Raw genomic sequence first — 11,976 nt, forward strand, 5'->3', positions numbered from 1 at the left:
GAGGAGCGCTATGGCGCTCCGAACGGCCGTGGTGGTCTTTCGCATGGGGTGACCTTCTCTTCGAGTTCTGGCCACGCATGCTGTGATACAGCACACAGGGCCGAGTGCACCAGCATTCAATCACGTTTCCGGAGACGTGAACGCCTCGCTTGACGAGATTTAAACGAAACCTTGACATTTCGGTGCGCAAAAAAGCTTGCCCCGTCACGGCCGCAGGGTGTGCCCCCTGCGGACGTGACGGGGCAACGAGAGGGTTAGCCGCCGAAGGGGACCCGCTCCCAGGTCAGCACCAGCTGGCCGGGCCCAGAGGCACCGTTGGGTGCGACGTTGACCCGCAGGCAGTTGGAGGACGGACGGGAAGGTGGGCGAGACGGATTGGATGGCGGGCCAAGGGGTCCTCCTGCGGGATGCGTAGCTGGCATCCCGCAGGCTAGGAGAGCTCGCCGTCGGACAGGCGACGCCGACGTGTACGGCGGGAGAAGGGATGGGGACGGGACGAGCCCGCGGATCAGACCGGCCGGGGCTCAGACCGCCGGGCGCGAGAGCGAGCGCGCCGCATCGATCGTCGCCTGCCCCAGGACCCGCGACCCCTGGTACAGCACGATGGTCTGCCCGGGCGCGACCCCGCGGAGGGGCGATTCGAGCGTGACCACGAGTTCGCCGTCGTCCGTTGGCTCACGGACGACGCGCGCCGTGGCCGGCAGCGCGTCGCCGTGCGCGCGGACCTGTGCCGCGCACTCGAACTCCTCGCCGGCAGCGGCCTCGGGCAGCGGCTCCCCGGCCCAGGACAGGCGGATCCCGCGGATCTCGTCGACGGCGAGGAGGCGTTCGGGGCCGACGACGACGGTGTTGTCCTTCGGCCGCACCTCGAGGACGAAGCGCGGCTTGCCGTCGGGTGCGGGCCGCCCGAGCCGGAGGCCCCGCCGCTGGCCGACGGTGAACGCGTTCGCGCCCGCGTGCTCGCCGACCTTCTCGCCGGTCTCGTCGAGGATGTCGCCCGGTGCCATCTCGATCTTGTCCGCGAGCCAGCCGCGCGTGTCGCCGTCGGAGATGAAGCAGATGTCGTGGCTGTCCGGCTTCTTCGCCACCGAGAGGCCGCGCCGTTCGGCCTCGGCCCGGACCTCAGCCTTGGAGGGAGTGTCCGCCAGCGGGAACAGGCAGTGCTCGAGCTGCTCCCCCGTCAGCACGCCGAGCACGTAGGACTGGTCCTTGGCCCAGTCGGCGGCGCGGTGCAGCTCGGGACGGCCGTCGGCATCCCGGACAACCTTCGCGTAGTGGCCCGTGCACACGGCGTCGAAGCCGAGGGCGATCGCTTTCTCGAGCAGCGCGGCGAACTTGATGCGCTCGTTGCAGCGCATGCAGGGATTCGGTGTCCGACCGGCGGCATACTCGGCCACGAAGTCGTCCACGACATCGGCCTTGAAGCGCTCCGAGAAGTCCCAGACGTAGAAGGGGATGCCCAGCTTGTCGCATGCGCGCCACGCGTCGTTGGAGTCCTCGATGGTGCAGCAGCCCCGGCTGCCGGTGCGGAGCGTCCCCGGCATGCGGGACAGCGCAAGATGCACGCCGACCACCTCATGCCCCGCCTCGACGGCACGGGCCGCGGCGACGGCGGAATCAACTCCCCCGCTCATGGCTGCCAGAACACGCACCGGTCTATTCTAGCGGCGGGCGGCTGAACCTGTGTCGGTGTGCAGTCGTCTGCTAGGCATCGCGCTGATTGGCACCGCGGCGAAGGGATGCGTCATGGACGAACACGGCATGGTCATCGTGGGCGGCGGTCTCGCCGCCGGGACAGCGGCGAAGACGTTGCGCGCCGAGGGCTGGGACGGGCCCATCACCATGATCGGCGCGGAGCATCGGGAGCCGTACCTCCGCCCGCCGCTCTCCAAGGAATTCCTGCTCGGAAAGGCACCAGAGGAGGACCTCGCCGTCAACCCGCCCGGGTGGTACGCGGAGAATGGCGTCGACCTGCGGCTCGGCGAGCGGGTCACCCAGGTGGTGCCCGCCTCGCGCGTCGTGACGCTCGAGAGCGGGGCGCTCCTGCCCTACCGAGCCGCCCTGCTCGCGACCGGAGCCTCGCCGCGCACCCTTGACATTCCAGGCGCCCACCTCGAGGGCATTGTGACGCTGCGCCGGTTCGAGGATTCGCTCGCCCTCCGCGCGCAGCTGGCCGAAGGCGGCCAGCGCGTGGTGATCGTGGGCTCTGGCTGGATCGGCATGGAGGTGGCCGCCGCGGCGCGCGCCTACGGCAACGAGGTGACCGTCGTCGGCCGCGGGCGCACGCCCCTGGGGCAGCTCGAGCCCGAGCTCGGCGACTACTTCCGGCGGCTCCACGAGTCTGAGGGAGTCCAGTTCCGGCTCGGCGAGCACCCGGTCGAGTTCAAGGCGACCGGGGATCGTGCGGGAGTCCAGGAGGCCGAGTGCGTCACCTGCGTGGTGACGAACGACGGCGAGCGGCTGGGCGCCGAGCTCGTGGTCGTGGCCGTGGGGGTGGTCCCCGAGGCGGGGCTGGCCCAGCGCGCAGGCCTCCTCACGGGCAACGGGATCGTGGTCGACGCATCCCTCAGGACCTCGGCGGAGGGCATCTTTGCCGCCGGGGACGTGGCCAACTCCCTGCAGCCGTTCACCGGAGACCATGTGCGGAGCGAGCACTGGTCGAACGCCCTCAACGGGGGAAAAGTCGCCGCCAAGTCGATGCTCGGCCAGGATGCCAAGCTCGATATCGCGCCCTACTTCTACACCGACCAATACTCGCTGAGCCTGGAATACTCGGGCTACTGGCAGCGGGCGCGCGGGGCGAAGCTCGTGCTCCGCGGATCGATCGAGACGGTCGAGTCCGGGCTGGACGGCTTTGTCGCGTTCTGGGTCCGCGACGGCGCGGTCGTCGCGGCCATGAACGTCAACACGCCGAAGTCGCAGAAGGCGCTCAAGGCCCTCATTGCCTCCCGTGCGGTCGTCGACGAGGCGCGGCTCTCCGACCCTACGGTGCCGCTGGCGGAGCTGCTCCCGGCGGACTGATCGTCCGGGGGCCTAGTGACTCGACGCCGTCCTGATGCTGCTCTCGTGACCTGCCATCCCGGCCTGACGCGCCTGCTGGAAGGCGCGGCCGACGACGGCGAGCAGCGCGTCGACGTCGTCCTCGCCCGAAGACCAGCCGAGGCTGAATCGCTGGGCACCCCGCGCCTGCTCCTCGGTGAGCCCCATCGCGAGGAGGACGTGGGAGGGGCGCGGGACTCCGGCGGTGCACGCCGAGCCCGTGGAGGCTTCGATGCCCATCATGTCGAGGAGGAAGAGCAGGGAATCGCCCTCGCAGCCCGGGAACGTGAAGTGCGCGATCCCCGGCAGTCTCTCTGCTGGGTCCGCGGGGCCGCTCAAGCGCGCCTCGGGGACTTCGCGGAGGACGCCGTCGACCAGGCGATGGCGTAGCGCCTCGAGGCGCGCGGCCTCCTCAGGGAGGCGGCCGACGGCGTCAGCCGCGGCAGCGGCGAAAGCGGCCGCTCCGGCGGCGTCGAGGGTTCCGGAACGCAGGCCGCGCTGCTGGCCCCCGCCGTGCTGGACGGGGGTCAGGACGGTGTCCCGGCGCACCACGAGCGCACCGGTGCCGATCGGCGCCCCTACCTTGTGGCCGCTCACCGCCATCGTGGCGAGCCCTGAAGCGGCGAAGTCGACGGGCACATGCCCGAACGCCTGGACGGCGTCCGCGTGCACCGGGACGCCGCGCTCTGCGGCGAGCGCCGCGATGTCTGCGATGGGCTGGAGGGCGCCGACTTCGTTGTTCGCCCACATGACGGCGATCAGGGCGATCGAGGACGGGTCGCGCTCGAGCTCCGAGCGCACGGCCTCGAGCCGCGTCACGCCGTCGTCCCCGCACGGAAGCCAGACCGCCTCGGCGCCCTCATGCCGCTCGAGCCATTCGACGGCGTCCATGACGGCATGGTGCTCCACGCTCGAACAGAGGATTCGCGTGCGGCGGGGGTCGGCGTCGCGCCGCGCCCAGAAGAGGCCTTTGACGGCAAGGTTGTCAGCCTCGGTGCCGCCCGAGGTGAGCACGATTTCGGAAGGGTGGGCTCCGAGGGACGCCGCGAGGGATTCGCGGGCGTCTTCCAGGGCGCGCCGCGCGCGTTGGCCCGCGGCGTGGAGGGACGAGGGATTGCCGCCCCGCGCAGCCTGCTCGGTGAAGGCGGCCAAGGCGTGGGGCGTGACCGGGGTCGTGGCGGCATGGTCGAGGTACACGGGCACCCTTCCACTGTAGGCCCGCTGGCCAGTGAGGCCCTGGCCCTCTGTTCGGCTGGCTTCCGCCAGCTATCGCTCAGTGCGCACGATCCTCGCGCAGCACTCCCCCGGGCCGACATCCGGATCGATCGGCTCGACGCTGTGGGCTCCATCGCCGCAGCCGTCAAGGGCACCCTCGAGCAGTGCCGCGCTCAGGCTGCAGACAACACCGCGATGCCCTTGCGCGAGCCGATGGAACGGACAGTTGCCCAGTTCGAAGCCTTCGGGAACGGGCACGGGGTGGTAGCCCGCGACGTCGAGGACGGTGTGGATGCTCGCATGCTCGCGCCCGAGCTTCTGGCCCTCCCGGCGCCCGGCGGCCTCGAGGCTTTCCTCGATGGGAGTTCCCTCGGCCATGGAGCGCTCCGCGGCCGCCGCCATGAGCTCCCCGACCAACTCGTAGTTCCTCTCCGGAACGGAGGCCACGAATTCGGTCCGCGAGGGCGAATAGAACTTGGACGGGCGCCCCGTGCCCGGTCCGCCAGCGCCCGCCTTGGCGAAAGTCACCGTGAGGACCCCTTCATCCGCCAGCCGATCGAGCTGGGCGGCGGCAGCGCCCCGGGTGAGGCCGATGGCCTGGGCCGCCTCGTCGCGGCCCACGGGCCGCCCTGCAGACCGGATGTAGTCGAAGAGCGCGCGGCGAGTCTCCTCGCCCAGCGAGGCGACAGCAGCAAGGCGGCGGGACCACGGACTGCGAGGCATGCTTCCAGTGTAGATCCAAAACACTCGACTGTTGTTTTAGACGCGAGAGGCTACTAAAATTTGAAACATCAATATTGGAAAGGAGCTCGTCATGTCATCTGCTTCGACCCATGGACGCCTGCACCTCCCCACCAGGCGCTCCTCAGCCTCCGCGATGAGCGGAGCCGACCAGGCCTTCACGATGCTGCGCACCATCTACACGGTCGCCCCGATCCTGTTCGGCCTCGACAAGTTCTTCAACCTGCTCACCTTCTGGCCGCACTATCTGGCCCCGGTGGCGACGCAGGTCGTACCCGTCAGCCCGCAGGCCTTCATGTACGGCGTCGGCGTGATCGAGATCGTCGCTGGCCTCATCGTCGCGTGGCAGCCACGGTGGGGCGCCCTCGTCGTCGCCCTCTGGCTCCTCGGCATCATCGTCAATCTCATCGTCCTCGGCAGCTTCTACGACGTCGCACTGCGAGACTTCGGCCTCCTGATCGGCGCGCTCGCCCTCAACCGGCTCGCCACACGGCGCGCATGATTCACCCCTCCGCAGTGGGCGCCGAGGGGCGGCGTGGCTCCTCCTAAGATGTAAGCCATGACGCCGCGCCTCCCCTCCCACTACGAGGTGCTCGGTGTCTCCATCACAGCCTCCCTCAAGGAGATCAAGGCGGCGTATCGCCGTGCGGCGCGGGAACATCACCCTGATCACGGCGGAGACCCCGAGGAGTTCCACCGGGTGACCCTCGCCTACGAGGTCCTCTCGGATCCCCAGCGCAGGAAGGCCTACGACAGCAGCTACTTCGCCGCTTCCCCGCAGAGAGGGCCCACCGGCGCCTCCTGGAGCCCCGGCACCGGTGGAACGGACGACGGCGGCGCGCACCCGCCGTCGTCCGCGCGCGCGGGAGAGTGGTCCCCGGGTGAGACCTTCTCTGCGCAACGCAGGTCTCCCCGGCCCCAGCGCAATCAGGCCGGCGAGCCCGCGGTCTACGAGCCGCCGTTCGCCGAGGGCGCCGTCCCACTCATCCCGCGCGACCTCGCGGCGCGCCGCGAGCACGGCGAACCGCGCCGCAGGGGGATCTTCGGCGCCGCCGCACGCATCGAGCGCGAGCAGCGCACAGCCGCTCTGATCCGCAAGTTCGTGCTCGCCGAGATCCCGTCGGCACGGCTCCTGAACGGCCTGCGGTCGCCCGACGGCTCGACGTACATCGCCCATGCCGTCCTCGCGGGCTATCGGCTCGCCCTCGTGGACTCGATGCTCGTCCCGGTGGGCAACTACGCGTGGAACGGCGAGCAGCTCCTGCACGGAGGGCGAGGCGCCACTCCTCCGCTCCTCGGCGGACAGGTGCGCATGTTCCAGGAGCTGTTCCCCGAGCTCAATGTCCAAGGCTTCGTCCTCGTGCAGACGCCCGACCCTGGCCTGCATCAGCCGGTCATCGACGTCCATCGCAACGTGACCGGCGGCATCGAACCGCTGAACGCGTCCAAGTTCACCCGCGAACTCAAGTTCTTCCTCGCCTCGGGACCCCAGCCCAACGTCGTCTTCCTCCCGGCGTTCGCGAGGCTCCTCACGGGACTGCACGCCTAGGATGGAGGGCGTGTTCCGCATCCTCTTCTACACGCCCGAGATCCCTGGCAACACCGGAAACGCCATCCGGCTCGCCGCCGTCACCGGTTCCGAGCTGCACCTCGTGGAGCCTCTCGGCTTCGACTTCGAGGACGCGAAACTGCGGCGGGCGGGGCTCGATTACCACGACCTCGCCGTCGTCACCGTCCACAAGACGCTCGACGACGCCTTCTCGGCCCTCCTCCCCGCGCGGGTCTTCGCGTTCACCTCGCATGGCGACACGCCGTTCGCCGAGGTCGCCTACGAAGCCGGGGACGTGCTGTTCTTCGGCCCCGAATCCGTGGGCCTCCCCGAGGACGTGCTCGCAGACCCGCGCGTGACCGCCAGGGTCCGGCTGCCCATGGTGCCGTCGCGGCGGTCGCTCAACCTGGCGAACTCGGCCTCGATCGCCCTCTATGAGGCGTGGCGGCAGAACGGGTACGCGGGCGCGCAGCTCTGAGCTGCCGACGCCAGCCCTCAGAACCCCGCGATGGTTTCCTTCGCATTGACCGCCACCACGTGGAAGGCCTCCCCCGACGCTCCCTCCGGGAGGCCGGCGCGCCCGGCGGTGGCCTGGAGCCTCGCCCGGACGTAGCGTTCGGTGGCCTCGATGTCGGGGTGCTGGCTGAGGTGGACGCGGATCGCTTCGAGCTTCGCATCCACGTGTGCGGTGATGTCCACCACGTGGTTGACGCGCTCCTCGGGGCAGCCGTAGAGCCACAGCCACGGCACCCGATAGGCGGAGAGGCCGGACGCCTCCAGTTCCGGGTACGCGAAGGGATTCTCCGCGGCGGGGTAGACCGCACGAGTCACCGCCTCGCCGCACGCCAGGTGATCAGGATGCGACATCTGCAGGCTCGACCAATTCCGTTCGGGATGCATGGCGAGGACGACGTCGGGACGCACCTGCCGCACGAGCCGCACCACATCCCGCTGGACCTCGTGCGACGGCTCAAGATAGCCGTCCCGGTGCCCAAGGAAATGCAGTTCCTTGACCCCCACGCGCGCCGCCGCGGCCCGCTGCTCATCGTGGCGCATCGCGACGATCTCGTCCCGATACGCGGGGTCGAAGCCGCCGGCGTCGCCGTCGGTCATGATCGCGTAGTGCACCTCGACGCCTGCGGCCGTCCATGCGGCAATCGTTCCGGCCGCGCCGAAGTCGAGATCGTCGGGATGTGCGCCGAATGCGAGGACGCGACGCACCCCCTCGGGGGAACGGCTCATCCCTTCGGTCACGATTCGCGGCGCCGCTTGATCTCCTCGGCGGCCTGCGGGAGCACCTTGAAGAGATCGCCCACGACCCCGAAGTCCGCAATTTCGAAGACCGGCGACTCGGGGTCGGAGTTCACCGCGACAATGACCTTCGAAGTCTGCATCCCAGCCTTCTGTTGGATGGCCCCCGAGATGCCCGCCGAGATGTAGAGCTGGGGCGAGACGGTCTTGCCCGTCTGCCCGACCTGGAAATCGTGCCCAATCCACCCGGCATCCGTCGCCGCACGCGAGGCTCCCACGGCCGCCCCGAGCACGTCCGCTAGCTCCTCGATCGGCCCGAAGTCCCCGTCCGTGCCGCGGCCGCCCGCGACCACGATGCTCGCCTCCGCGAGGTCGGGTCGGCCTGACTTGGGCCGCTCGGTCCGGGACGTCACCCGCGCAGCGCGTTCAAAGGCGTCCGCAGGGACCTCGATGGTCTTCACTGCGGCCGTCGTCGCTGCAGTCGCGGGCGCGCCTTCGCCGGCGCCAGCCTTGACGGTGAAGACCGCCGTCGCACTCGTCGCCCGCGCGTGGACCTCGTACGAACCCGCGAGCACCGACTTGTGGGCCGTGCCGTCCGGTTCGAGCGCCACCACATCGGTGACCACCCCGGCGTCGAGCTTGACGCCCAGGCGAGCGGCGATCTCCTTGCCTTCGAACGAGTTGTCCAGGACGACGGCGGAGGGCTGGTCCGCCGCAACCACGGCCGCGATCCACGCGGCCTTGGGCGCGACGAGGTGGCTTGAGAGGTCGGCGTCGCCGGGCGTGTACACGGTTCCGACGCCCAGCTCGCCCAGCTCGCCCACGAGCGCGTCGGGGGCCGGGCCGGCCAGGGCGACCGACACCGGCCCGAGGACTCGGCCTGCGGCGACGAGCTCGGTCTGGGCCCTGCGGAGGCCGCCCTCGGGAACAGTCTCGAGGCAGACGAGGACAGAGGATGCAGTCATGGTCAACTCCCGCTTAGATGAGCTTCTGGGCGGCCAGGAAGTCGACGAGCTTGATGCCGGCATCGCCCTCGTCGGTGATGATGGTGCCCGCCGAGCGCGGCGGGCGCGGATCGGCTTGTTCGACCCGAGTGAGGGAACCCGCCGCTCCGACCTGCGCCGCATCGACGCCGAGGTCGGCGAGGCCGAACGTGGCGATCTTCTTCTTCTTGGCCGCGAGGATGCCCTTGAAGTTCGGGTATCGCGGCTCGTTGATCTGGTCCGTCACCGAGACGACGGCGGGCAGCTCAGCTTCGATGACGTCCGAGGTGGTCTCGCTGTCGCGGCGCCCCACGACCGTGCGTCCCGTGACCTCGAGGTTCGAGGCGAACGTCAGCTGCGGGAGTCCGAGCCGTTCGGAGAGCTGGGCAGGAACGAGGGACGTCTCGCCGTCGGTCGAGGCCATGCCCGTCAGGACGAGGTCCACCTCCCCGATATTCCGGATGGCGGCCGCGAGCACGAGCGATGTCGCCCACGCGTCGGAGCCGGCCAGGGCGTCGTCGGCGACGTGCACGCCGGAGGAGGCGCCGATCTGGAGGGCCTTCTTGAGGGCGTTGGCGGCATCGGGCCCGCCCATCGTCAGCGCAATGACCTGGTTGCCGGCCTTGTCGCCGCCCCGTGCCTCGCTGACCTGGAGGGCCGCTTCCAAGGCGTACTCGTCGAGCTCGGAGAGGATGCTCTCGGAGCGTTCGAGCGTCTTGTCCGGTCCGATGTGGCGATCGAACTGCGCGTCGGGCACGTGCTTGACCAGCACGACGATCTTGAGGGTGTCTCCCACGGTTGAGGACCTTCCGTAGTCTTGCATCCGTCGCATGACGGCGTAGCGCGTAGGGCGCGGTGCGCCGGGAATCCAAGCTAACCATACGCGGCGCCTTCGCGGAGGGGCCGCGGCGGACTCACCCTGAGAGTGGCCTCCGCGTCATGGATCGCCACGAAAGGTCATAAACGTAAAGGTCTGAAACGTCGGCACCTGAAAAGACAGCAGTGCCCGTGACCCCAGCTGCGGGGCCACGGGCGCTGATGCCGAGCCGACTACGAAGATGCTGCGCCGACTACGAAGATGCTGCGCCGACAGTCACGTCCACGCTCATGCTCTGGCCGTTCCGGGTCAGCGTCACCTTGACGGTCGTGCCGGGCGCCTGCTCCCGCACTGCCGCCGTCAGCTCACTCGCGTCGCTGATCGCGCGGTCGCCGAAGTGGGTGATCACGTCATTGGCCTTGATGCCCGCCTTGTCGGCCGGGGAACCGCTGGTCACCTGGGCGACCTGCGCGCCCACCGAGAACGACGAGTTCGTGTCCCCGTTCGGGGCGGCCGGCTGCACGGAGACGCCCAGCTGCCCGTGCGTGGCCTTGCCGTTGGCGATGATCTCCTGGCCGATGCGCTTCGCGTAGTTCGCCGGGATGCTGAATCCCACGCCGATGTTCCCGCTCTGGCTCGTGCTGCTGCTCGAGCTGCCGGTCGAGGCGATGGCAACGTTCACGCCCACGAGCTCACCCTTGGTATCCACGAGGGCACCGCCGGAGTTGCCGGGGTTGATCGCGGCGTCCGTCTGGATGACGTTGAGGCTGATGGTGCTCTGCGCCTGGGCGCGCTGCGACTGGCCGTTGGGGGGCGCAAACTGGAAGCCCTGCCCGCCCTCGCCGCCCTGCTGCTGGTCCCCACCCTGCGGCGCCGCGGACGACGCGACCGAGATCGTGCGGTTGAGCGTCGAGACAATGCCGTCCGTCACGGTGTTGTCCAAGCCCAGAGGCGCCCCGATTGCCACCACAGTGTCTCCGACGTTCAGCTTCGTCGAGTCGCCGAAGGTGATGGGCGTAAGGTTCGCGCCCTTCACCTGCACGACGGCGAGGTCCGACAGCGGATCGGTTCCGACGACGGTTGCGTTGTACACGTTGCCGTCGTTGGTCCGCACTTGGATTGTCGGATTCGCCACGGAGCCGTCGAGCGTCACCACGTGCGTGTTCGTGAGGATGTGGCCGTCGCCATCAAGCACGATTCCGGATCCCGTTCCGGAGGAGTTCCCAGCGCTCACGCCGATTGTCACGACGCTCGGCGCCGCCTTGGCGGCCGCGGCCGTCACGGCATTGACGCTGTCCTGATTGTTGACGATGACCGGGCTGTTCTGGGTTGTGCCGACTGTCGTGGCGCGAGGACCCATCAGGGAGTAGCCGCCCGCGGCCACGCCCCCGCCAATGAGCCCGGCGACGAGCATCCCGCCCACGAGGACCCCCGTGCCCCAGCGCCGCGGCTCCCCACGGCGGGCGGAGGTCGGCGGCGCAAAGGATGACCCGCTCTGGCCCGGCTGCCCATAGGGGTGGGGACCGTAGGCCTGGGAATGTCCATAGGGCTGGCCATACGGTGGCTGCTGCCCATAGGGCTGGCCCTGCGGCTGGCCGTAGGGCCCCGGCTGGCCATATTGCGCCGGGCGCCCCGGCTGGCCGTACTGGCCGTACCGAGGAGCGTTCGGCTGCGGACCCTGGTTCGGGCCTTGGGGCTGGTTCGGGCCTTGAGACATGGGGCCGGGGCCGTGGATGGGCGTCGTGGGCGCGGCGTCTGCTGACGGCCGGTGGTCGGGTGCAGCGGGCGCCGTGCCGCCAGGTGCCACGGTCGGCCGATCCGGCGTGGGCCCTGCCGACGTCTGACTGCGGTCCGGATCCGGCCTCTCTGGGGTTTCGCTCATGCTCCTCATCCTTTCGTGATCTGCCATCAACTATGGACCGCAATGCTGTGCACGGCTCAGGTCTTTTCTGAGAGGTATCTGGAAGCCAGCCGAAAGCGGTGTTCCATCTCAATGCCCAACGATCAGGCGCCGTCGTCCATTGTTGCTGTTCGCTGGCGGCGCACAGTAGCGCCGTAGTCAGTGGCATCGGGCACCCCTAGAATCGGAAGCGACACGCCCAGCGCCGCCGCGGCGTGACGCCTGTGCTGGGGGCGCTGAGGCGTTCCGGGGAATCGCTCCGGAGCCGAGTGAAGGGCTATGCATGCAAACCACGCTGAAGACTCTGTTGACGGCCGTCGGCGCGCTGATCCTCGCGCTGCTTCCAGCCGCCTCCCCCGCGTGGGCCACGGACCCGGTCAGCATCCCCTCGGGCACCAACATCGTCGATCCCGGCAATGCCCTCGGCGGGCGCAAGGGGGACGTGCAGAAGGCTATTTCGGACCTGCTGTCGCAGCACAGG

General features: G+C 69.6%; 12 protein-coding genes. 5 read left to right on the forward strand and 7 right to left on the reverse strand.

Going from position 1 to position 11,976, the window contains the following annotated elements; all coding sequences use genetic code 11:
* Positions 1–524: 524 nt before the first annotated feature.
* Positions 525–1,652 carry a tRNA 2-thiouridine(34) synthase MnmA gene (gene mnmA, locus ACTHL9_RS17100; protein WP_440520479.1) on the reverse strand — a complete coding sequence of 376 codons (1,128 nt, stop codon included), beginning with the start codon at positions 1,650–1,652 and terminating at the stop codon, positions 525–527.
* A 94-nt stretch (positions 1,653–1,746) separates the two neighbouring features.
* On the opposite strand from mnmA, the gene ACTHL9_RS17105 reads away from it, so the two are divergent.
* Entirely contained in the window at positions 1,747–3,021 is a 1,275-nt protein-coding gene (locus tag ACTHL9_RS17105) for an NAD(P)/FAD-dependent oxidoreductase (protein ID WP_440520480.1), read from the forward strand.
* Between the two features lie 12 nt (positions 3,022–3,033).
* Here ACTHL9_RS17105 and ACTHL9_RS17110 read toward each other — a convergent pair whose 3' ends face one another.
* Positions 3,034–4,242, reverse strand: a complete 1,209-nt coding sequence (locus ACTHL9_RS17110; RefSeq protein WP_440520481.1) for a cysteine desulfurase family protein — start codon at positions 4,240–4,242, stop codon at positions 3,034–3,036.
* Positions 4,243–4,305: 63 nt separating this feature from the next.
* The gene (locus ACTHL9_RS17115) at positions 4,306–4,977 is read right to left on the reverse strand and encodes a helix-turn-helix transcriptional regulator (RefSeq protein WP_440520482.1); all 672 of its coding nucleotides are present in this window, start codon (positions 4,975–4,977) and stop codon (positions 4,306–4,308) included.
* 91 nt (positions 4,978–5,068) lie between these two features.
* Between ACTHL9_RS17115 and ACTHL9_RS17120 the strand changes: the two genes are divergently transcribed.
* Genes ACTHL9_RS17120 through ACTHL9_RS17130 form a run of 3 tightly spaced genes read left to right on the forward strand, consistent with a single transcriptional unit; the run spans position 5,069 to position 7,022 of the window.
* Entirely contained in the window at positions 5,069–5,497 is a 429-nt protein-coding gene (locus ACTHL9_RS17120; RefSeq protein ID WP_440520483.1) for a hypothetical protein, read from the forward strand.
* Positions 5,498–5,554: 57 nt separating this feature from the next.
* Positions 5,555–6,544, forward strand: coding sequence for a J domain-containing protein (locus ACTHL9_RS17125; protein WP_440520484.1), 990 nt, complete (start codon positions 5,555–5,557; stop codon positions 6,542–6,544).
* 10 nt (positions 6,545–6,554) lie between these two features.
* A complete protein-coding gene (locus ACTHL9_RS17130) occupies positions 6,555–7,022 on the forward strand; it encodes a tRNA (cytidine(34)-2'-O)-methyltransferase (protein ID WP_440520485.1) in 468 nt (155 codons plus the stop codon).
* A 17-nt stretch (positions 7,023–7,039) separates the two neighbouring features.
* On the opposite strand, the gene ACTHL9_RS17135 is transcribed toward ACTHL9_RS17130, so the two are convergent.
* The 4 genes from ACTHL9_RS17135 to ACTHL9_RS17150 form a co-directional block, all read right to left on the reverse strand.
* A complete protein-coding gene (locus ACTHL9_RS17135) occupies positions 7,040–7,786 on the reverse strand; it encodes a PIG-L deacetylase family protein (protein WP_440520486.1) in 747 nt (248 codons plus the stop codon).
* An 8-nt stretch (positions 7,787–7,794) separates the two neighbouring features.
* Positions 7,795–8,760, reverse strand: a complete 966-nt coding sequence (locus ACTHL9_RS17140) for an electron transfer flavoprotein subunit alpha/FixB family protein (RefSeq protein ID WP_440520487.1) — start codon at positions 8,758–8,760, stop codon at positions 7,795–7,797.
* A 13-nt stretch (positions 8,761–8,773) separates the two neighbouring features.
* Positions 8,774–9,601, reverse strand: a complete 828-nt coding sequence (locus tag ACTHL9_RS17145; RefSeq protein ID WP_440520490.1) for an electron transfer flavoprotein subunit beta/FixA family protein — start codon at positions 9,599–9,601, stop codon at positions 8,774–8,776.
* Between the two features lie 247 nt (positions 9,602–9,848).
* Positions 9,849–11,477, reverse strand: a complete 1,629-nt coding sequence (locus tag ACTHL9_RS17150) for a trypsin-like peptidase domain-containing protein (protein ID WP_440520488.1) — start codon at positions 11,475–11,477, stop codon at positions 9,849–9,851.
* 301 nt (positions 11,478–11,778) lie between these two features.
* Between ACTHL9_RS17150 and ACTHL9_RS17155 the strand changes: the two genes are divergently transcribed.
* On the forward strand, positions 11,779–11,976 hold a 198-nt coding region (locus ACTHL9_RS17155), incomplete at its 3' end, for a hypothetical protein (RefSeq protein WP_440520489.1).

Source organism: Sinomonas sp. (assembly GCF_051955515.1).
In the GTDB taxonomy this organism is placed as follows: Bacteria; Actinomycetota; Actinomycetes; order Actinomycetales; family Micrococcaceae; genus Sinomonas.

What these genes read in the sequence shown, in the direction of transcription:
- ACTHL9_RS17140 (WP_440520487.1), bottom strand. Translation starts at nt 8,760, where the DNA reads ATGACTGCATCCTCTGTCCTCGTCTGCCTCGAGACTGTTCCCGAGGGC.
- ACTHL9_RS17115 (WP_440520482.1), bottom strand. Translation starts at nt 4,977, where the DNA reads ATGCCTCGCAGTCCGTGGTCCCGCCGCCTTGCTGCTGTCGCCTCGCTG.
- ACTHL9_RS17120 (WP_440520483.1), top strand. Translation starts at nt 5,069, where the DNA reads ATGTCATCTGCTTCGACCCATGGACGCCTGCACCTCCCCACCAGGCGC.
- ACTHL9_RS17145 (WP_440520490.1), bottom strand. Translation starts at nt 9,601, where the DNA reads ATGCAAGACTACGGAAGGTCCTCAACCGTGGGAGACACCCTCAAGATC.
- ACTHL9_RS17105 (WP_440520480.1), top strand. Translation starts at nt 1,747, where the DNA reads ATGGACGAACACGGCATGGTCATCGTGGGCGGCGGTCTCGCCGCCGGG.
- ACTHL9_RS17135 (WP_440520486.1), bottom strand. Translation starts at nt 7,786, where the DNA reads ATGAGCCGTTCCCCCGAGGGGGTGCGTCGCGTCCTCGCATTCGGCGCA.
- ACTHL9_RS17125 (WP_440520484.1), top strand. Translation starts at nt 5,555, where the DNA reads ATGACGCCGCGCCTCCCCTCCCACTACGAGGTGCTCGGTGTCTCCATC.
- ACTHL9_RS17150 (WP_440520488.1), bottom strand. Translation starts at nt 11,477, where the DNA reads ATGAGCGAAACCCCAGAGAGGCCGGATCCGGACCGCAGTCAGACGTCG.